Source organism: Bradyrhizobium sp. Ce-3 (assembly GCF_022835695.1).
Classification (GTDB): domain Bacteria; phylum Pseudomonadota; class Alphaproteobacteria; order Rhizobiales; family Xanthobacteraceae; genus Bradyrhizobium.
This window is the reverse complement of the sequence record NZ_BQUV01000002.1, coordinates 1-20,523: the sequence shown is the minus strand read 5'-3', so window position 1 is coordinate 20,523 and position 20,523 is coordinate 1. Positions and strand designations below refer to the sequence as shown.

19 protein-coding genes are annotated in these 20,523 nt (G+C 65.5%); 5 read left to right on the top strand and 14 right to left on the bottom strand.

Annotated features, from left to right (window positions below; translation table 11 throughout):
• Positions 1–115 precede the first annotated feature (115 nt).
• From BRSPCE3_RS06375 to BRSPCE3_RS06335, 9 genes are all read right to left on the bottom strand, one after another.
• Positions 116–2,803, bottom strand: a complete 2,688-nt coding sequence (locus tag BRSPCE3_RS06375; RefSeq protein WP_244064982.1) for a PAS domain S-box protein — start codon at positions 2,801–2,803, stop codon at positions 116–118.
• A gap of 245 nt (positions 2,804–3,048) precedes the next feature.
• Entirely contained in the window at positions 3,049–3,960 is a 912-nt protein-coding gene (locus BRSPCE3_RS06370) for a DMT family transporter (protein ID WP_244064981.1), read from the bottom strand.
• Between the two features lie 284 nt (positions 3,961–4,244).
• A complete protein-coding gene (locus tag BRSPCE3_RS06365) occupies positions 4,245–5,042 on the bottom strand; it encodes an NUDIX hydrolase (RefSeq protein WP_244064980.1) in 798 nt (265 codons plus the stop codon).
• Positions 5,043–5,044: 2 nt separating this feature from the next.
• A complete protein-coding gene (locus BRSPCE3_RS06360) occupies positions 5,045–6,001 on the bottom strand; it encodes a dihydrodipicolinate synthase family protein (RefSeq protein ID WP_244064979.1) in 957 nt (318 codons plus the stop codon).
• A gap of 87 nt (positions 6,002–6,088) precedes the next feature.
• Positions 6,089–6,970: an SDR family oxidoreductase gene (locus BRSPCE3_RS06355; protein ID WP_244064978.1), complete on the bottom strand. Its 882-nt coding sequence runs from the start codon at positions 6,968–6,970 to the stop codon at positions 6,089–6,091.
• A 72-nt stretch (positions 6,971–7,042) separates the two neighbouring features.
• Entirely contained in the window at positions 7,043–7,903 is an 861-nt protein-coding gene (locus BRSPCE3_RS06350; protein WP_244064977.1) for a MaoC family dehydratase, read from the bottom strand.
• Between the two features lie 203 nt (positions 7,904–8,106).
• Positions 8,107–8,496 (bottom strand): Zn-ribbon domain-containing OB-fold protein, encoded by a 390-nt coding sequence (locus BRSPCE3_RS06345; protein WP_021080623.1) that lies wholly within the window; start codon positions 8,494–8,496, stop codon positions 8,107–8,109.
• Positions 8,496–9,653 (bottom strand): thiolase domain-containing protein, encoded by a 1,158-nt coding sequence (locus tag BRSPCE3_RS06340; protein ID WP_166297284.1) that lies wholly within the window; start codon positions 9,651–9,653, stop codon positions 8,496–8,498. Before BRSPCE3_RS06340 ends, BRSPCE3_RS06345 begins: the two co-directional genes overlap by 1 nt.
• A 267-nt stretch (positions 9,654–9,920) precedes the next feature.
• Complete coding sequence (locus tag BRSPCE3_RS06335) at positions 9,921–13,415, bottom strand: indolepyruvate ferredoxin oxidoreductase family protein (RefSeq protein WP_244064976.1); 3,495 nt, start codon at positions 13,413–13,415, stop codon at positions 9,921–9,923.
• Between the two features lie 243 nt (positions 13,416–13,658).
• Between BRSPCE3_RS06335 and BRSPCE3_RS06330 the strand changes: the two genes are divergently transcribed.
• Complete coding sequence (locus BRSPCE3_RS06330; protein WP_244064975.1) at positions 13,659–14,885, top strand: cytochrome c; 1,227 nt, start codon at positions 13,659–13,661, stop codon at positions 14,883–14,885.
• Positions 14,886–14,889: 4 nt separating this feature from the next.
• On the opposite strand, the gene BRSPCE3_RS06325 is transcribed toward BRSPCE3_RS06330, so the two are convergent.
• Positions 14,890–15,531 carry a trimeric intracellular cation channel family protein gene (locus tag BRSPCE3_RS06325; RefSeq protein ID WP_244064974.1) on the bottom strand — a complete coding sequence of 214 codons (642 nt, stop codon included), beginning with the start codon at positions 15,529–15,531 and terminating at the stop codon, positions 14,890–14,892.
• A gap of 246 nt (positions 15,532–15,777) precedes the next feature.
• Here BRSPCE3_RS06325 and BRSPCE3_RS06320 point away from each other — a divergent pair, with 246 nt between their 5' ends.
• Positions 15,778–16,206, top strand: a complete 429-nt coding sequence (locus tag BRSPCE3_RS06320; protein WP_244064973.1) for a hypothetical protein — start codon at positions 15,778–15,780, stop codon at positions 16,204–16,206.
• A 105-nt stretch (positions 16,207–16,311) separates the two neighbouring features.
• Here the strand turns inward: BRSPCE3_RS06320 and BRSPCE3_RS06315 are convergent, their stop codons facing one another.
• Entirely contained in the window at positions 16,312–17,133 is an 822-nt protein-coding gene (locus BRSPCE3_RS06315; RefSeq protein WP_244064972.1) for an oxaloacetate decarboxylase, read from the bottom strand.
• A gap of 87 nt (positions 17,134–17,220) precedes the next feature.
• The gene (locus BRSPCE3_RS06310) at positions 17,221–17,529 is read right to left on the bottom strand and encodes an NIPSNAP family protein (protein WP_244064971.1); all 309 of its coding nucleotides are present in this window, start codon (positions 17,527–17,529) and stop codon (positions 17,221–17,223) included.
• Positions 17,530–17,693: 164 nt separating this feature from the next.
• On the opposite strand from BRSPCE3_RS06310, the gene BRSPCE3_RS06305 reads away from it, so the two are divergent.
• Both BRSPCE3_RS06305 and BRSPCE3_RS06300 read left to right on the top strand, forming a co-directional pair.
• On the top strand, positions 17,694–18,389 hold the full coding sequence (locus BRSPCE3_RS06305) for a helix-turn-helix transcriptional regulator (RefSeq protein ID WP_050402286.1): 696 nt from the start codon (positions 17,694–17,696) through the stop codon (positions 18,387–18,389).
• Between the two features lie 262 nt (positions 18,390–18,651).
• Positions 18,652–18,921, top strand: a complete 270-nt coding sequence (locus BRSPCE3_RS06300) for a GCG_CRPN prefix-to-repeats domain-containing protein (RefSeq protein WP_244064970.1) — start codon at positions 18,652–18,654, stop codon at positions 18,919–18,921.
• Positions 18,922–19,022: 101 nt separating this feature from the next.
• On the opposite strand, the gene BRSPCE3_RS06295 is transcribed toward BRSPCE3_RS06300, so the two are convergent.
• The gene (locus BRSPCE3_RS06295) at positions 19,023–19,268 is read right to left on the bottom strand and encodes a GCG_CRPN prefix-to-repeats domain-containing protein (protein ID WP_244064969.1); all 246 of its coding nucleotides are present in this window, start codon (positions 19,266–19,268) and stop codon (positions 19,023–19,025) included.
• 66 nt (positions 19,269–19,334) lie between these two features.
• Entirely contained in the window at positions 19,335–19,667 is a 333-nt protein-coding gene (locus BRSPCE3_RS06290; RefSeq protein ID WP_244064968.1) for a twin-arginine translocation signal domain-containing protein, read from the bottom strand.
• A gap of 283 nt (positions 19,668–19,950) precedes the next feature.
• On the opposite strand from BRSPCE3_RS06290, the gene BRSPCE3_RS06285 reads away from it, so the two are divergent.
• Positions 19,951–20,301: a cupin domain-containing protein gene (locus BRSPCE3_RS06285; RefSeq protein ID WP_244064967.1), complete on the top strand. Its 351-nt coding sequence runs from the start codon at positions 19,951–19,953 to the stop codon at positions 20,299–20,301.
• The last annotated feature ends 222 nt before the right edge of the window (positions 20,302–20,523 follow it).

Sequence of the window (20,523 nt, the reverse complement as noted above, 5' to 3'; positions counted from 1 at the left end):
CCCGTCACCCCCGCGCTAAGGCTTCGCCTTTGTCGCTGGAGGAGCGCGCCCTTGCGCGCGTCTCAGGGTGACGGGAGCAAATAAGCGGCCGGCGCCACCGGCTCATCGTCGCGCTCTACTCCGCGGCCTGCTCCAGCGGCGCGACGCGCGGCAGGATCATCTGAATGCGGGTGCCGTTGCCCGGCGCGGAATCGAGCGAGAGCCGGCCGCCGAGGCGGTTGGTGACGATGCTGTAGACGATGTGCAGCCCGAGCCCGGTGCCGCCCTGGTCGCGCCGCGTGGTGAAGAACGGATCGAAGGCGCGGCGGCGCACGTCGAGGCTCATGCCGCAGCCATTGTCGGCGAAGATCACCTCGACATTGTCGCCGCCGGCGGCGTGGACCTGGATTTCGACCTCGCCGGCCTTGCCGTCCGGGAACGCATGCGCGACCGCGTTGAGGAACAGGTTGGTCAGCACCTGGCCATACGGTCCGGGATAGGAATTCATGATCAGGTTCGGCTCGCAATCGACGTTGAGGGTCAGATTGTGCTTGCGCAGGCCGGGCCGCAAACTCATCACCACCTGCTCGGTGAGGTCGCCGAGATCGAAGGTGCGCTGGTCGGAATAGTTGCGGTCGGCGGCGACCTGCTTGAACGACTGGATCAGCTCCGCGGCTCGGTTGAGATTGGCGACCAGCTGCGACGAGGCGTCCCGCGCCGTGTTCAGGAAATCGTTGAGGCTGGAGCGGCGCAAATCGCCGCGCTCGACCTGGGCGCCGAAATTCGCGGTCTTGCGCTCCAGCGCGGAGGCCACCGTCAGGCTGATGCCGACGGGGTTGTTGACCTCGTGGGCGACGCCGGCCACCAGGCGGCCGAGGGCGGCGAGCTTCTCGGCCTCGATCAGCGAATTCTGGGTTTCCCGGAGATTGCGCAAGGCGGCCTCGGCGGAATCCCTCGCCTTGCGCATCTCCTGCTCGGAGCGCTTGCGCTCGCCGATATCGAGCGCCACCGTGACGATGTTCTCGATGTCACCCTGGGCGTCGAGGATCGGCAGCTTGTTGACCAGCCATTGCCGCATGTTGCCGGCGGCGTCCTTGTATTCCTCTTCATAGAAGCCGAGCTCGCGGCGCGCCGACAGCACGCGCTTGTCGTTCTCGTCGGTCTTGGCTGCGCCATAACGCGACATCAGCTCGGCGGTGGTCTGGCCGATCGCGTCCTGCGGCTCGATGCCGAAGATGCCCGCCATGTAGCGGTTCATCAGCACGTAGCGCAAATTGCGCTCCTTGACGTTGATGACGGCGGGCACCGTGTCGATGACCATCTGCAGCAGCCGGCGGCCTTCGGCGATCGCATCTTCGGCACGCTTCTGGTCGGTGATGTCACGCACCGTGCCCTCGTAGCGAACCACCTCGCCCTCGTCGTTGCGCACAACGGTCGCGGAGTCAGACAGCCACAGCACGGTGCCGTCGCTCGAGCGCACCTGATACTCGTAGTCGCGCACCGTACCATCGCGCTGCATCAACTGCATGTACTGCTCGCGCGCCGCCGGATCGACATAGACCGTGGTGGCGATGTCATCGATGCCCTTGATCAGATCCTGCGGCGTGGCATAGCCCATCATCCGCGCCAGCGCCGGATTGGCGTTGAGCAGCGTGCCGCCCGGCGTCGTGACGTAGATGCCCTCGACCGACGCCTCGAACAGCTTGTGGTAGCTCTCCTCGGCGAGCCGCTGCTCGGCGAGCGCGCGCAGCGCGGCCTCGCGTGCGCTGTCGGCGTCGACCAGGGTCTGGCGGAACACCTCGGCGGCGCGCGCGATGTCGCCGATCTCGTTGTCGAGGTCGGCGCCGGGAATGAACGCGCTCTTCTCGCCGCCCGCGACCTTGCGGATCGAGCCCGCGATCCGGGCAAGCGGGCGGACGGTGCGGCGAACCACCAGCACCGAGGCGAACAGGCCGATCAGCACGCCCGCGGTGCCGAGCACGATGCTCTGCCACTTGGCTTCAGCCAGCGTTCGGGCGAAATCGCGCGCCAGCACGTGGCCGCGGCGGGAGCTGAGCTCGCGGAGCAGCTCGGTCACCTTCTGAATCAGGCGGCCTTCCGCGCCGAGCACCTCGCGGTCGATGTCGGCGATCTGGCCCTCGCGCACCGAGATCGCGCTGATCGCCTCGGCATATTTGTCGACTGCACCGCGCAGGTTGGGATCGGCGATGGTCATCGCCCGCATGCTCTGCGCCGCCTGCTCGGCGGCGGAGGTGTTGTGCGCCAGCAGCGCGGTGGCAATGCGACTCTGGATCTGCGACAGCGTGTTCGCCAGCGCCGCATCATTGCTGTCGGTGACCGCCTTGTCGAAGGCGTCGCGCAGCGGCGGCAGCCCGGCGACGATCTCGGCGCGGCGGCTGAGCAGCGCCGAGATGCGCTCGATCCCGCTGCGATAGGTCGCCAGCCGCTGGGTGACGCCATCGATCATGTCCTGCTGCTCGGGCGCCAGCTCGATCCGGGTCTTTTTCAGGATCTCGCTCAGCGACTGCGCCGCCTGGGCGACCTGGGCCGACTGGCTGCCGGTCCCGGGCTCGGTAACGAAGTCCCGCGCCGCCAGCCGCAGCTCGTTGGTGCGGCGGTCGATATCCTCGGCGATGTCGCCGACGCTTTGCAGCCGCTGCAGCTCGGCGAAGGTCGTATCGATGTGGCGGATCGCGATCACGCTGGCGGTGGATGTGATGATGATCACAGCCAGCACCAGCAGGAAGCTGCCGAACGTCAGCTGGCCAATCGAGAGGGAGAACGCACGCGGCGCTTGCGAATTCGGCGGCAATTCAGCGGTCATGTCATCAAGGCCGGGGTCCAATGCGCCCCAATATACGGGAATTTACGGGCTTTGGGGAAACATGCTGCACGGCCCAGCCAGCCGGCGGTGTGACCGGCATCACCTCGGGCGCCGGTGGCCGATTCCGGTACAGGCAGCGCCGGCCTGGTCCGGCGGGAGGCCGGCCTCCTCGACGCCCCCGCCCAGAACGCCACGCCCGCCTTGATGATGCCGGCAGCGCCGGAAGCGTTATCGCGGCGATGACCTCAGGCGGTCGCTGCCTTCCGCGCCGGAATCGTCATCGCGGCGACGCCGAGCACGACACAGGCGAGCCCGATCCACGCCGTCGGGCTCAGCCGTTCGCCCAGGAATGCGACGCTGAGCGCAACCCCGATCGGCACCCGCAGATAGGCCTGTGCGGTGGTGCCGACCGAGCCCAGGGTCTGGATCAGGCGGAAGTAGATCACGAAGGCGATCGCGGTCGAGAACACCGCCAGCGCCAGCAAGGCGAGCAGCGAGCTGGTCGACGGCGACAGCGTCCAGGGACGTTCGACGGCAAGGCTGAGCGGGATCAGGATCGCGGCGCCCGCGAGCAGCGAGCCCGCGGCCGGCGCCGTCGGATCGAGCCCCTTGAAGCCGCGGCTGAAGATCGCGGCGCAGGCGTAGCAGATGGTGGCGGCGACGATCGCGACCTCGGCCACGATCCCCTGCCCAAGATCGCGGAAGGCGTCGACGCCGACGATCAGGCAGATCCCGGCCATCCCGGCGATGACCCCGAACAGCTTGCGCGGGCTTGCCGCCTCATGACGGGTGATCACGGCGGTGAACAGGAAGGTGAAGATCGGCGAGGCCGAATTGAGGATGGTGGCGAGCCCGGCATCGACGAAGCGCTCGCCCCAGGCAATCAACGTCCATGGGATCACGCTGTTGAGGCAGGCCTGGAAGACGAAGCGGCGCCAGGTCGCACCATCGGTCGGCATCGTCACGCCCCGCATCCGCATGATGACGACGAGCAACAGCCCCGCGATCGCCGTGCGCGCCGCGATCAGTGTGATCGGCGGGATGGTCGCAACCCCAAGCTTGATGAAAGTATAGGAGCCGCCCCAGAGCGCGGCGAGCGCGAGCAGCAGGGCCAGCTCGAAGGCCATGCTGGGCTGGCGGGGCGTTGTGGTCGTCATGGGAGGGATTCCGTCTTGATGTGGAGACGGAGCCTACTTCCGCTGAAAGCGACGATATTTCGCTACAGGCCGAAGTGTGCAGGAAGCGATTCATCGTCGTCCCGGCGAAGGCCGGGACCCATTACCACAGGGTTCTGTTGTTAGAAGAAGCTGTGGCCCCAGAGTCGCGCGACAATACAGTTCGGTGGTTATGGGTCCCGGCCTACGCCGGGACGACATCGCGCGTGTTGCGCGGTCTGTGAGTCATGTCCACGCTATCGCTCAGGATGACGGATGACGACCTACTACCCCAGCGCGCCGACGTCGAACACCTCGCCGTCATAGCCGGCTTCCTTGGGGATGCGGAGCTGGCGGCCGGTGGCGGTCTTGGTCATCACGGGCATCACCGCGACAATCGGCTTGCCCTTGCTGTCGGCGAGCGCGGCGCCGACGTTCGGTTGCTTGCCGAGCCGGATCAGGTTGCGGGTGGTCGGGAATGGCAGCTTGAAACGGCCGCTCTCGCCGCCCTCCAGCGCCTCCCGCGTCGACACCCAGATCGAGTCGGTCGATTCCTTGCCGTCATGCGCGCCGAGCTGCTCGGGCGGCGCGGCGGCCAGGAAGAACCAGGTGTCGAAGCGCTTCGGCATGCCCTCCGGCGTGATCCAGTGCGCATACGGCACGAGCTCGTCGAGCGCGAGCACCATGCCGTTGTCGGTCAGCACCTTGAGAAAGCTGATCTTGCCCTCGTTCAGCGCCGCACGATGCGCTGTCGCGATCTCGTTGGCGCGCCCGGCGTCGACCAGGTCCTTCGACCCCAGCGGCCGCGCCAGCAGGATGCCGCTCTCCTCGAAGGTCTCGCGGATCGCCGCAATGCGGAAGCCGAGCGCGTCGCCATCGAGCCCGTCCCCGCCGGAATAGAGCGCGGGATCGGCGGCGATCTCCTTGTCGTTCTTGTCGACGCTGCCGCCCGGAAACACCAGCGCGCCCGAATTGAACTCGATCTGGTGATGGCGCACCATCATGAAGACTTCGATTTCACGGCTGCTGCCGTCGCGCAGCAGCAGCACGGTCGAGGCAAGGCGCGGAGCAACGATCTCGGTCATACTTAGCCTGCTGCACTGGATTGCGGTTGCAGATTGGCGCGGCGGTCGACGCGCGCCACACGGGACAGGAGATAGTCGACCTCCGCCCTCGCCTGCGGCGTGATCACGGAACCCGGCTTGCGCTGGGCGCTGGAGGAGATGATGCCGCGCTTCTGCAGCACGTATTTGCGCACGGTGAGGCCGACGCCGGGCTGCTGCTCGTAGCGGATCAGCGGCAGATGCGCGTCGAACAGATCATGCGCGGCATCGCGCTTGCCGGCCTTCGACAGATTGACGACGTCGATCAGTAGCTCCGGGAAGGCATAGCCGGTCATCGCGCCGTCGGCGCCGCGCTCCATCTCGAAATCGAGGAACAGGCCGCCATTGCCGACCAGGATCGACAGCGGCCGCAGCGAACCGTCCTTCTGGAAGTTGCGCAAGGTCGAGATCTTCTCCAGCCCCGGCCAGTCCTCATGCTTGAGCATCACGCAGGACGGCGAATCCGTCACGATCTTGCGGATCACCGCCGGCGTGAACTGGACGGTCAGCGTCAACGGATAGTCCTGCAACACCCAGGGAATGTCGTCTCCAACAGCTTCCTGCGCCTGCTTGAAATAGCCGGTGATCTGGTCGTCGGTGCGCAGATGCGGCGGCGGCGCGATCATGACGCCCGCGGCACCCGCATCCATCGACTTCTTCGCCAGCGAGCGCATCGTGGCAAAGCCCGGCGCCGAGACACCCACGATCACCTGCAGCTTCTTGGCACGTTTGACGAAGCGCAGGGCGACTTGCTCGGCCTCGGCGGCATCGAGCTTCGGCGCCTCGCCCAGGATGCCCAGCACCGTGACGCCGTCGCAGCCGACCTCGGTATAGAAATCGGTCAACCGATCGATCGATGCCTCATCGATGCGGCCGTCGTCGTGGAACGGGGTCGGCGCGATCGCAAAGGTGCCGGCGGCCTGGGCGGTGAGTTTGGTCATGGGTGCCTCATCTGTTTCCGCCTCTATACAGCGTCATTCCCCGATGCGCCATCGCGCATCGGGGAAGCCACAAGCCCCGGTCGCGGGCTACTTGAACCGCCGCGCCGACTTCTTGATCTCCTCCTCGGAGAAGAAGATGTCCTCGGCGTGGGTGACGATATCTTCGGCTTTCCATCCCGTGAATGGCGGCGTCCAGCCCTCCATTTCCATCATCCGCATCTCGCGGACGCCGCGCGGGCCGGAGACGCCGAGCACCTTGCCGGTCTGGTCGCCCGACAGGTCGCTGACCATATAGAGCACGGCCGGCGCGATGCCGTCAGGCCCAAGCGCCGCACCGGGGTTCTCCTTGTAGCGCGGCAGGTCCGCCGTCATGCGGGTCAGCGCGCCCGGCGCCAGCGTCCAGATCCGGATGTTGTACTTGCGGCCCTCGATCGCCAGCACGTTGGAGAGGCCCCAGATGCCGCCCTTGGCGGCGCCGTAATTGGTCTGGCCGAAATTGCCGATCAGGCCCGAGGTCGAGGAGGTGTTGACGATGACGCCGCCGCCATTGTCGCGCATCCATTTGAACACCGGCTGGGTGCAGCAGAAGGTGCCCTTCAGATGCACCTTCATCACCCTGTCCCAATTTGCTTCCTTGGCCTTGTGGAAGGTCTCGTCGAGCAGGATGCCGGCATTGTTCACGAGAATGTCGGCGCGGCCGAAATGCTTGATCGCGTCGTCGAACACCGACTGGCCGCCGGCCAGCGTCGAGATATCGGCGCCGTTGGCGACCGCGCGGCCGCCCTCGGCCTTGATCGCGTCGACCACCTTGTCGGCCATCGACTTGTCGGAGCCCGAGCCGTCGCGCGGGCCGCCGAGATCGTTGACCACGACTGCCGCACCCTCGCGCGCAAACAGTTTTGCGTAGGCCTCACCCAGTCCGCCGCCGGCGCCCGTGATCAGCGCCACCTTGCCGTCGAGCAATCCCATGGTTGTTTCTCCCTTGTTGTTTTTGTCACCGTCATTCCGGGTTCGCTTCGCGCCCCGGAATGACGGTGTCTGTTACGCCAGCACCGTCTTGCCGCTCTTGATCACGGTGACGCCGCGCGATTTCACCTTGGCCTCGAACGACACCACATTGCCGTCCTTCCACAGCTCCATGGTCACGGTCTCGCCGGGAAACACCGGCGAGGAGAACCGCGCCGCGTGCTGCTTGAAGGCTGAGGGATCGTAATCGGCATAGGTCTGCAGCACGCCGCGGCAGGTGATGCCGTAGGTGCACATGCCGTGCAGGATCGGCCGCGGGAATCCGGCCTTCCTGGCGAACTCCGGATCGGAGTGCAGCGGGTTGCGGTCGCCGCACAAGCGGTAGATCAATGCCTGGTCGGGTCGCGTGGTGATATCGACCACCTGGTCCGGCGCGCGTTCCGGCACCTTGTGCGGCTCGGGCTGGCCGTCGGACGGGCCGCCGAAGCCGCCATCGCCGCGGGCGAAGCGCGAGGCCACCAGCGTCGCGAGCTTGTCGCCCTTCTCATCCCTGAGCACGGTCTGGTGCCGGATCACCGCGCCCTTGTCCTTGCCCTTGTCGAACACGTCGAGCACGGTCGAGTCGGCCGTGATCTGGGCCGCGGTCGCGAACGGCTTGTGGAAGGTGATGTCGCGCTCGCCGTCGACCACCATCACGCGGTTGAGGTTCATCTCGCCGGGGCCGGCGCCCCAGGCCGCGACCGAGGCAAACGTCGGCACCACCTTGAGCGGGCGCGGTGTCAGCACGCCCTCGTTGACGAAGGCGAGTTCGTTCTCGTCCATCGGATCGGCGCCGAGGCCGATGCCATAGGCGTACAGCATCACGTCGCGGTCGGCGTAGCTGTATTTCTGGCCGAGATTTTTCAGGGCCATCAGTTGTTCGTACACGATCGGCATTGTTGTTTCTCCCCGAACCTTCTTGCTTCAGCGCTGCCCGTGATTGCGCCCTCTCCCCTTGCGGGAGAGGGCTGCACCGGCATCAAACGCAGACTCGTTTGGGAGAGGGGTTGCTTCCGCGGAAAGTCTCTATTCGTGGAGAGACACCCCTCTTCCGGCAGCCTTCGGCTGCCACCTTCCCCCGCAAGGGGAGAAGGTACTTTCTAGGCCGGCGTGAAGAACGGCAGCGGGGCGCCGTCGGTCGGCTTCCACACCACCTTCACCTTCTGGCCGATCTTCACCGTCTCCAGATCGCAATCGACGATATTGGTCTGCAGCGACGGGCCTTCCTTCAACGTCACATAGGCGATCGCATACGGACCGGTCGGCGACTTCCGCATCAGGCTGTAGGTGTAGACCGTCGCCTCGCCGCTCGATTCTTCCCACACCGTCTTGTCGGAGAAGCAGAACGGGCAGATTGCGCGCGGGAAGTAATGCGCCTCGCCGCAGGTGGTGCAGCGCTTGATCATGAACTTGCCCGCCTTCGCCGCTTCCCAGAACGGTGCGGTCTCCGGATTGGTCACCGGGGCATTGTACTTCTTGGCTTCAGACATCACGCACGCTCCAGAATACAGGTTGAGGCGGCGTGGCGAACGCCGAGCAGACCGCCGGTGCCGTGGGCGATCGCGAGGTCGCAGTTCTTCACCTGCACCTTGGGATGCGCCTCGCCGCGCAGCTGGCGCACAGCCTCGAGGATCTTGGTCATGCCGCCGCGGTTGACGGGATGGTTGCTGCACAGCCCGCCGCCATCCGTGTTGAACGGCAGCTTGCCGACACCCGAGATCAGATTGCCGTCGGCGACGAACTTGCCGCCCTCGCCCTTCTTGCAGAAGCCGAGGTCCTCGAGCTGCATCAGCACCGTGATGGTGAAGCTGTCATAGATCGAGGCGTATTTGATGTCCTTGGGCGTCACGCCCGCTTCCTCGAAGGCGCGCGGGCCGGACCAGACGCCGGCGGAGTATGTCAGGTCGAGGTCCTTGCCGCCGCGCGGGCCCTTCGCCGCCTCGCCGTGGCCGATCAGGCGCACCAGCGGCTTCTTCAGGCTCTTGGCGATCTCCGGCGTTGTGACGATCATCGCGCCGCCGCCGTCGGTGACGACGCAGCAATCCATCCGGTGCAGCGGATCGGAGATCATCGGCGAGTTCAAGACGTCCTCGACAGTGACGACCTCTTTCAACATCGCATGCGGATTGTATTGCGCGTGATGCGAGGCCGCGACCTTGATCCAGGCGAGCTGCTCGGAGGTGGTGCCGTAGTCGTGCATATGGCGCATGGCACACATGCCATAGGCATTGTGCGTGGTAGCCCCGTAAGCGGATTCGAAATCGGCCTCGGCGCCGGAGGCGCGCGGCGGCATCGGGCCGGTGCGCGGCTTGCCCGCCAGCGTGACCAGCGCGACCGAGCACTTGCCGGCGGCGATCGCCTCGGCGGCGTGGCCGAGATGGATCAGATAGGAACAGCCACCGGTCTCGGTGGAATCGATGTGCCGCAGCTTCTTGGTGTTGAGACCGAGATAATCGACCATCGGCCACAGCCCGCCCGGCGCATCGCCGGCGCAGAAATAGCCGTCGATGTCGTCCTTGGTGAGCCCGGCATCCTCGATCGCGCCCTTGGCGACCTCGGCATGCAGCTGTGCTGTTGATTTATCGGGTGCATGCCGGGTGGGATGTTCGTAGATCCCGGCAATGTAGGCCTTGCCCTTGATGGTCAAATCGCTCTCCGCTGGCGTTTCTCGCTCCAGCGTTTTTCTGAACCGGCGACGCGACCTTGGCAAGCGCGGAAATATTCCGTCAGGCGAGACTGTCAAAGAGCGCGAATATGCGCGCCCCAAAACCGGTGTCGTCCCGGCGAAAGCCGGGATCCATAACCACAGGGTCGTGTGGTGGGAGTCAGCTGTGGCCCAGCGTTGCGCAACAACGAAGTGCGGCGGTTATGGGTCCCGGCCTACGCCGGGACGACATCGAATATGTGGAGACCCCTACTCCGCAGCCATCTGCCGCGGTGCCGGCGGCGGGTTGGCGAGGTCGGCGGCGAGTTGCGCGTAGCGAACCTTTGCGTCCTTGACCGCCTTGTCCTTCACCGGGCCGTAGCCGCGGATGCGGTCGGGCAACGACAGCAGTTCGACCGCGATGTCGTGATTGAGCGGCGACAGCAGGCTGAGCACCGTCGCGACATCCTTCTCGTAGCCCGCGATCAGGTCGCGCTCGAGCCTGCGGTCGGCGTTGTAGCCGAAGATGTCGAGCGGCGTGCCGCGCAGGAAGCGGAATCGTGCCATCACCTTGAAGGCCGACATCATCCACGCCCCGAAGGCACGCTTCTTCGGACGGCCCTGCGCGTCGAGCCCGCCGCCAAGGATCGGCGGGGCGAGATTGAAGTTGAACTTGAAGTCGCCCTCGAACTGGTCGCGCAGCTGCTTCTCGAAGCGGCCATCGGTGAACAGCCGCGCCACCTCATACTCATCCTTGTAGGCGAGCAGCTTGGCATAGTTGATCGCGACCGCGCGCGGCAGCGCCTCGCCATAGCCGCCCTTGCTGGCGGCGTCGCGGACCTGGTCGACCAGCTTGCGGTAGCGTTTTGCCAGACGCGCATTCTGGTAGCTGGTCAGCAGCGCCATGCGATGGGTGATGATCTCGTCGAGCGACATCGCGTCCAGCGACTTCACCGGGGCCGCGTCGCTATCCTGCCCCTTCATCATCGCGGCGAGGCGCGCCGGATCGGCCGCGGCCAGGCGCCCGAGCTGGAACGCCTGGGTGTTCATCTTGATCGAGACCCCGTTGACCTCGATCGCCTGCTGGATCGAGTCCGCCGACAGCGGCAACAGCCCGCGCTGATAGGCAAAGCCCATCATCATGATGTTGGTGGCGATGCTGTCACCGAGCAGCGCTTCGGCCGGCTTGGTGAAGTCGAAGAAAGCTGAGTCCTTGCGCAGTTCGGTCTCCAGCACGCTGTTGACCTTGCGGGTCTGGAAGTTGAAGTCGCGGTTGAGGATGAAATCCGCGGTCGGGATGATGTGGCTGTTGATGATGCCGACGGTGCGGCTCGGTTCGCACAGCGTGATGGTGTCCTTGGAGACCGCGACGACCTCGTCGGCCGCGAGCACCAGATCGGCCGTGCCGGTCACGATGCGCGAGCAGGTCACGTCGGCGGTGTGCTCGGAGAGCCGGACGTGGCTGAGCACCGCGCCGCCCTTCTGGGCAAGGCCGGACATGTCGAGGATCATCGAAGCCTTGCCCTCGATATGCGCGGCCATGCCGAGCAGCGCGCCGATCGTGAGCACGCCGGTGCCGCCGACGCCGCCGACCGCGATGTTGTAGGGCCTGTCGAGCGCGGGTTTCGAGGCCGGCTCCGGCAAGGCGCCGATATCGCCAAGCTCGGTCGGCGCGCGACGCTTGAGTGCGCCGCCGTCGACCGTGACGAAGGACGGGCAGAAGCCCTTCACGCAGGAATAGTCTTTGTTGCAGGTCGACTGGTTGATGGTGCGCTTGCGCCCAAGCTCAGTCTCCAGCGGCTCGACCGAGATGCAGTTCGACTGCACCGAGCAGTCGCCGCAGCCTTCGCAGACCGCGGGATTGATCAGTACGCGGCGCGCCGGATCCTCCATCAGGCCGCGCTTGCGGCGGCGGCGCTTTTCGGCGGCGCAGGTCTGCACGAACACGATCGCCGAGGTGCCCTTGGTGTCGCGGCACATCTTCTGGACGTTCTCGAGCTCGTCGCGATGGAACAGCTTGACGCCGGGCGCAATGGTATCGGCCGGATAGGCAGCGGGATTTTCCGAGACCAGGTAGATCTCGCGGATGCCTTCGGCGTGGAGCTGGAACGTGATCTGCTGCGGCGACAGGTCGCCGTCGTGGCGCTGGCCGCCGGTCATGGCGACGGCGTCGTTGTACAGGATCTTGTAGGTGATGTTGGCCTTGGAGGCGATCGACTGGCGGATCGCGAGAATGCCGGAATGGAAGTAAGTACCGTCGCCGAGATTGGCGAAGATGTGGTTCTCGTTGGTGAACGGCGCGATGCCGACCCACGGCACGCCCTCGCCGCCCATATGGGTGAAGGTCTCGGTGGAGCGGTTCATCCACAGCGCCATGAAGTGGCAGCCGATGCCGCCGAGCGCGCGGCTGCCCTCCGGCACCTTGGTCGAGGTGTTGTGTGGGCAGCCCGAGCAAAAATACGGCGTGCGACTGACCGGCGCAGTCGCCTGCATCTGCGACGACTGCCGGCCGTTGAACCAGTCGGCCTTGGCGCGCAGCATCTCGGCGATTTCAGGGTTGAGATTAAGTCGAAGCAGCCGCTCGGTGAGCGAGCTTGCGAGCGAGGCCACGCTGAGCTCGGCGGCAAAAGTCAGGAAGCGCTTGTCGTGGTCGTCCATCTTGCCGACGATGCGCGGGCGTACGTCGTCGCGCCAGTTGAACAGTTCCTGCTTGACCTGGTTCTCGACAATCTCGCGGCGCTCCTCGACGATGAAGATCTCCTCGAGGCCGACCGCGAAGTTGCGGACGCCTTCCGGCTCCAGCGGCCAGGGCATGCCGATCTTGTAGAGGCGGAGACCGATCTTGGCGGCGACGTCGGGCGTGATGCCGAGCTCGCGCAGCGCCTGGCGGATGTCCTCATAGCTCTTGCCGGACGCCATGATGCCGTAGCGCGCGTTCGGCGAATCCATGGTGATGCGGTTGACCTTGTTGGCGCGGGCAAAGGCGATCGCCGCAAAGCCCTTGTAGTCCTGTAAGCGCCGGTCCTGCTCGAAGCGGTCGTCGGGCCAGCGGATGTTCAACCCGCCCGGCGGCAACTCGAAATCGGCCGGGATGATGAACGGCGTCATCTCGTCGGTGAGGTCGATCTCGGCCGTGGTCTCGACCGTCTCGGTGATCACCTTCATGCCGACCCAGCAGCCGGAGTAGCGCGACATCGCGATACCCAGGAGGCCCATCTCGATCATTTCGTGGATGCTGGAGGGGTAGAGATACGGCATCAGCGCGGAGATGAAGGCGTGGTCGGATTGATGCGGGACGGTGGAGGATTTTGCACCGTGGTCGTCGCCGGCAAGGCAGAGCACGCCGCCATGCTTGGCGGAGCCCGCCGCATTGCCATGGCGGAACACGTCGCCGCAACGGTCGACGCCGGGGCCCTTGCCGTACCAGATGCCGACCGCGCCATCATATTTGGCGCCGGCCGAGAGCCCGAGCTGCTGCGAGCCCCAGATCGCGGTGGCCGCCAGATCCTCGTTCACGCCCGGCTGGAATTTGATGTTGTACTGCTCGAGGTGCTTGCGGGCGGCGAACAGCTGCTGGTCGTAGCCGCCGAGCGGGGAACCGCGATAGCCGGAGATGAAACCTGCCGTGTTGAGACCTGCGGCGCGGTCGCGTCTGATCTGCGCCATTGGCAGGCGAACCAGCGCCTGGATGCCGGTCATGAAGACGTGGCCGGTGCCCTGGGTGTATTTCTGGTCGAGGCTGATAGGCCCTTGGTTGATTCCCATTTAGCCCTCTTTGCGCTGGTCGCGACGGCTGCTTTTTAGCTAGTCATCCGAACTTGTTAGAACCAGTCTATGTCGGATTTTCCGACCCGCGCAGCACAATTCTGGGCGACAACGCCGGTCGCTCAAAAATCGCAATTTCGTGCCGGGAATATTGCGAGGCCGTTTCGGTTTCTGTCGCAGGACAGGCCCGCGGCGAAACGGCGTAACGCGTCTTGTGGACCGGAAGGTGCAGAGGGTGAATGGATGCGGCGACGATTTCGAACGACCGGTGCGATTCTGGCCGGCCTGCTGTTGTGCGGTGCGTTCGCGGCCCGCGAATGCGTTGCCGCGCCAACCGACGACATCGTCGCCCGCGGTAAGGCGCTCACGATCGCCGGCGACTGCGCGAGCTGCCACACCGCCGACCCTGCCAAGCCGTTCGCGGGAGGCAAGCGGATCGACACGCCGTTCGGCGCGGTGTTCTCGCCGAACCTGACCCCCGACCGCGATACCGGCATCGGCGGCTGGAGCGACGACGACTTCCTGCGCGCACTGCGGACGGGCGTCGCGCCGAACGGTGCGCATTACTATCCCGCCTTCCCCTACCCTTACTTCACCAAGCTTATCCGCGACGACATCCTGGCGATCCGCGCCTATCTCGCCACACTGGCACCGGTCAGCAACAGGGCGCCGCCGCCCGAGCTGCGCTGGCCGTTGAACTATCGCGTCCTGATGCGCGGCTGGAACACGCTGTTCTTCACATCGGGCATCATCCAGCCGGATCAGAGCAAGCCTGCGCAATGGAATCGCGGCCGCTACCTCGTCGAGGCCCTCGCCCATTGCGGCGCCTGCCATACGCCGAAGAACGCCTTCGGCGCCGACAGGCGTGACCAGGCGCTCAGTGGCAGCATGGTCCAGGGCATGTTCGCGCCGAGGCTCGACGGCGCGCCGCGTAGCGGGCTGAAGTCCTGGAGCGCTGACGACATCGCCGAATATCTGCAGAGCGGCCGCAACGGGCACAGCCATGCCGGTCCGTTGATGTCCGAGGTGGTGGTCAATTCGACCTCTAAGATGAGCGACGGCGACGTGCGCGCGATCGCGGTCTATCTCAAGAGCCTGCCCGCCGGCGCGCCGGAGCCTGCGCTCACCCCGCCGTCATCAGCGCAGATGAGCAATGGCGAGCGGATTTATCGCGGCGCCTGCGTCGCCTGCCATGAGCTCGACGGCTCGGGCGCGCCGCGGATCTATCCGCCGCTGCCCGGCAACGCCAATCTGCAATCGGCCAATCCCGCGAGCACGCTGCGCATTATCCTCGACGGCGCGCAGACCGTGACCACGCCGCGCGCGCCGAACGCGGGCTCGATGCCGGCCTATCCAAAGCTCACCGACCAGGAGGTCGCCGATGTCGCGACCTACATCCGCAATTCCTGGGGCAATGCGGCGCCAGCCGTGACGACAGATGAGGTCGCTAAGGCGCGGGCGACGAAATAGCCGATCAACGCTCCTCGCCCGAGAACACGAATTTCGGCATCTCCCATTTGTAGCGGATCGCCAGCATCCGGAACGTCAATCCGAACACGAAGGTCAGCACGGTCCAGGCCGGTGGGTTGAGGTTCAGTCCGAACGCGGTCGCATAGAACAGCCCCGTCACCACCGAGACGCTGGCGTAGAGCTCGCTGCGAAACAGCAGCGGTACCTCGTTGCAGAGGATGTCGCGCAGCACGCCGCCGGCGCAGCCGGTGATCATGCCGGCGACGATCACGATCGGCAACGAAGCGTCGACCTGCCAGGCGACATCGCAGCCGGCCATGGTGAAGATCACGAGCCCGATCGCATCGAGCACCAGGAATGCAAGGTTGAGCCGGTGCACCAGCCGTGCCAGCAGGATGGTGGCAAAGGCACCGGCTGCGGCGATCGCGAGATAGATCGGGTGCGCCACCCAGACCAGCGGATAATGCCCGAGCAGCACGTCGCGGATGGTGCCGCCGCCGAGCGCGGTGATCGCCCCAAGCATGCAGACACCGGCCCAATCCATGCTGCGCCTGCCGGCCGCGAGCGCCGCCGTCATCGACTGCGCCGCAACGGCGATGAACGAGAGCACGTGCAGCACCGAATCGGTGGGCGGCATGGTCCACATTGAAAAGGCCTCATCAAACAGGTTCGGAACCTAGAGCCTATCCCGTTCCGACTGAATCGGAATGGGGCTCTAGATTCTTGTTTTGACGCGATTTCTTCACGCGGACCGGTATCCACTTCGCTCGAAAACGCTCCAGGGATCGGCGGTTCCAGCATGAACAGGTTGCAACATTGGCGCGGAACATCCTCACGCGCCAGCCATTGTCCCCTGCGTTTAGCTTTGAGGTGCTAACGGAGGAACTTTGCAATGGCTTACAACCCTGACGATCCGTATCGCGCCAACCTGACCGAGGACGAGGTCCGCCGTCAGACGCGCTTCAACAGCCTGGACAACGAGCTGCAGCCGGATCCGGAACTCCAGGAGGGACCGGCCAGCGGCACCAAGGTCGCGATGTTCGCAGTTGCGGTGGCCGTCGTGCTGGGCGCGCTGTTCTACGGATTGAACAATACGTCGGTGCATGAGGCGAGCACGACGCCGCCGGCACAGACCGCGCAGACGCAGCCGGCCAATCCGGCCGCGCCGCCTTCGGGCATGCGCGACGTAACGCCGAAGCCGAACAGCCAGCCCGGCACGACGACGGGCGCGGCGCCGGCCCAACCGGCCAACCCGCCGTCCGACATGAACAAGTCAGACATGAATAAGCCGGCGGCCCCGCCGGCCGAGAATGCCAAGTAACGACCAAGTAACGGCCCAAGCAACTAACGGCCGAGTAACGCGTGACGCAATTGACCAGGCGCGAGCAGCGGGCCCCAGCGGCCCGCTGCTTTTTTTGCGTGACGTCTATTTGAACATCTTGTTGAGCTCACCGCCGGGATAACCGTTGGCGAATTCGGTGAAGGTGCCCTTCTCGGCCATCTCCTTCGCAGCCTTCATGACGCCGGTCCAGGCCATCCGCGCCAGCGCGCCGCCGACGCTGATCCGGCGCACGCCGAGGTCGCCAACCGCCTGCAGCGTCAGCTCGGACGCTCCGCCGATCAAGAGATTGACCGGCTTCGGCGCCACTGCCTTCACCACCGCGGTGATCTCCTCCCTGGTCGAGATACCCGGCGAATACAACACATCCGCCCCGGCTTCCGAATAGGCCTGCAGCCGCTCGATCACCAGATTGAGATCCTTCTTGCCCCACAGGAACGCCTCGCAGCGGCCGGTGAGCAGCACGCCGCTGTTGTCGGCATCGATGGCCTTGCGCGCCGCCCTGATCCGCTCGACCGCGAGCTTGTGCTCGAACAACGGGTTGGCCGCATCGCCGGTGGAGTCCTCGATCGAGAGCCCGGCGACGCCGGTCTTGACGCCGCGGGCGACATTGATGGCGACCTTGTCGGGCTCGACGGCGAAGCCGCCCTCGAAATCCGCGTTGACGGGAATATCGACCGCCGCGCACAGCGCGGTCAGATGATCGCAGACGTCATCGATGGTGACGCGGTTGTCGGCCTTGGCAATGGTCCAGGCAAAGCCGGCGCTGGTCGACGCCAGCGCCTTGAAGCCGAGATGTTGCAGGGCGCGGGCGCTGCCGACATCGAACGGGTTCGGGATGATGAAGCACCCGCTCTCATGCAGCTTCTTGAAGGCGGCGCGTTTGTCAGCAGTTGGCAGTGGTGGCATGGGTCGCTCCCTAAAATCATTGGCCGCGCAGAGATAGGCATGCGCATGGCGGCACGCCAGTGTGTTTCGTGAATCGCGGGGGCCGCATCAGGCCTCGACCTTGCGCAGAAATGTGCGCTCCTCCGCGAGGATGAAGCGGTTCTCTTCCGCGAAGTTGAAGTTCGCCATGCCCTCTTTGTCCTGGCGCAGCCGCGCGCGATAGGCCTCGTAGGCGGCGAGACTCTCGAACGAGATCAGCGCAAAGCCGATGTTGTTGGTGCCCTCGTGCGGCATCCAGTAGCCGAGCAGATCGCCGCCGCAGCGCGGGATGATCGAGAGCCAGTTGCGCGAATACTCCTCGAACATCGCGCGCTTGAACGGATCGAGCTGGTAGCGGATGAAGACGGTGATGGTCATTGATGGCCTCCTGGCTTTTCGCTCATTGCGAGCGTCGGCGAAGCAATCCATGACTCGGCGAATGGCCCCGATGGATCGCTTCGTTTCGCTCGCGATGACGACATGCGTCCGATGCTGAAGACTACCGCCTTGCCCGACCTCGATGCTTCGGCTATCATCGAACTATGAAAGCAGGACCCGACATCTCCCGGATCGCCGCTCTGGTCGGCGACCCCGCCCGCTGCAACATGCTGACCGCGCTGATGACCGGCCGCGCGCTGACCGCGAGCGAGCTGGCGCAGGAAGCCGGCATCACGCCGCAGACAGCGAGCTCGCATCTCGCCAAGCTCGAGGCCGGCGGGCTGATCGAGCCCGAGAAGCAGGGCCGCCATCGCTACTACCGCCTCTCCGACCCCGACGTCGCCGATGTGCTCGAGGGGCTGCAGGGCATCGCCGCCCGCGCCGGCCATATGCGCGTGCGCACCGGGCCGAAGGATCCTGCGCTGCGCCGCGCCCGGATCTGCTACGACCATCTCGCCGGCGATCTCGGCGTGCAGATGCTCGACAGCATGAGGCGGCAGAAGCTGGTGCGCCAGAGCAAGCAGGCGATCGAGCTCACCGGCGAAGGCAAGCGCTTCATGGCCGAGGAGCTGCAGATCGACGCCGACGCGCTGACGCATCCGCGCCGTCCGGTGTGCAAGGCGTGCCTCGACTGGAGCGAGCGGCGCCACCATCTCGCGGGCACGCTGGGCGCGGCGATGATGGACCGCTTCACCGAACTGAAGTGGGCCGCGCGCGACGCTGCGCCGGGCAGCCGCGTGGTCAATTTCTCGCGCAACGGCGAGAAGCGGTTCGCGGCGCTGTTCGGCGCCGGCGAGTAGAACCAGCTAGTTTCGCTCCCCGATACATTCCGCGCTTTCGCTTCGGTGCGCTCTGTTCTGCTCGCGCCTGCGAAATGTTTCGAATTGATGCTGCGCGTGCTTGCGGCGCGCTGACGCAGGCCTGCAACATTCATGTCGCATTCAGCCCGCAACATTATGGTCGGCGACATCGGGCACGGCTTCTGTAATGATCCGGCCGGGCGAATCGGTAGGCGAAAGTTTGTTGCGGTGCCGCAGCGCGGCCCAAATAAAAGGAGAAGTCATGAAGTATCTTTTTGCAGCAGCCGTTTTGGTGACGACCGCATTCGCCGGCATCAGTGCCGCTGATGCTGCCGGTGGCTGCGGCCCGGGCTGGCATCGCGGTCCCTATGGCGGCTGCGTCCGGAATCGTGGTCCGGTCGTCGTCGCGCCGGGCGCGGTCGTGGTTGAGCGCCCCGTCGTCGTCGCACCCGGCCCGGTCGTGGTGGCGCCGCGCGTGCGCGCCTGCCCCTACGGCTTCGCCTGGCGCTACGGCCGTTGCCGCCCGATCTGATCGCGACATCATCCGAACAAACAAAACCCCGCTTCGCGCGGGGTTTTTCTTTTTTGATCAGCGCGGCGGACGTAGCGACGCTGCTTGCCGCGCTAGATGGCCTACCAGTTACGGAAGCAACGGCGGCCGAACGGGCCGGAATGCCAGCCGCGCGGGCAATTATACATCGGACGGCAACCGCCATAGGGACCGCGATGCCAGCCCGGGCCGCAGCCGCCGGCAACGCGAATGGTGTTGTCGGATGCGGCCTGAGCCGGATCGAGCGGCGCGATCGGCATCGCATGTGACGCCGACATCGCCGCCAGACCAAGGCCGAACGCAACCACGGACGCAGCAAGAATTCTCATCAGCAATCCTTTCCGTTGAACCACTGCACTTGAAACTACGTCTCGCGCGGATATCAGGCGGTTCAATCACCAGCGCCGCCAGTGATGATGCCTGTGCCAGTGATGATGCCCGCGCCAGTGATGATGCCTCCACCCCCAATGCCTGTGGTGCCAATGCCGGTGATGCCAGTGCCAGTGATGCCAGCCCCGGTGACCGTGATGCCAGCGCACCTCCTCGGGCTTCAGGCGACCGACTTCGTCACCCGTGGTGACGGCCGGATGCGCATCGCTGCCTGCCGGCGAGCGTGCGTCCTGGGTGAGAGGAAGCGGTGCGAGCGGCGCGGCCTGGACAGTCGCTGTGAAGGCGGCCGCGCAGGCGGCAACACCGAACGCGATCTTCAGAAAATCCCGGCGTTCCATGCGAGTTTCCCTTTGTTGCTGAGTTGGACTTACCAAGTCGGTGAGTTTTTTCGCCGCCACGTGAATGCTTGCTGAACCGCGCGTTCACGTTTGACGGAACTCGAACTCGCCCCGACGTCGTGATGTCACGCAACCATCACGACGCCGTCGCTTCCGCTGCGAACCCGAGCCCATCGCATCGACCTGCGCGCGCGCGTCCTGCCCGCCATGCCTGTTCGGGCCGTTTCGCAAGCGGCCGAACCGAACTACCATCGCGCCACAACAACATCTCCGGGAGGCCGCCATGAAGTCAGGACAACCGCTCAAGGATGCCAGCCACCTCTACGAAGTCGAGCGCCGCGCCCAGCACGCCGCCCGCCCCGGCTTCCGCATCATGGAGCTGCAGTTGTCGCCGACCCAGAAAGTGCCGTGGCACACCCACAGCAACATCTCCGACACGTTCTACGTGCTCGAAGGCCAGATGCGGCTGTTCCTGCAGGAGCCGAAAGAGGAAGTGAACCTCAGGGTCGGCGAAGTCTATGCCGTGAGACCCACCCGCCCTCACCTCGTCACCAACGCCGGCACGACGTCGCTGACGTTTTTGATTTTGCAAGGCGTCGGCGAATACGACTACGTGCCGCTGGCAGCGAAGTAGTGAGGCGCGCGACACTCTCTCCGCCGTCGTCCCGGCGAAAGCCGGGACCCATACTCCGCGGCGGGTGTTGTGATCGGGATTCGTCGTCGCGACGTCGTTCAACGATAACCATTCGTGGTTATGGGTCCCTGTGTCTGGAAAGTCTGTCATGATGGGGTGGGCGGGAAGCCGTTGGGTCCTTGGCGCTTGACGCCGTGAGCCGGCTCGGTCTCCCGCCCGTTC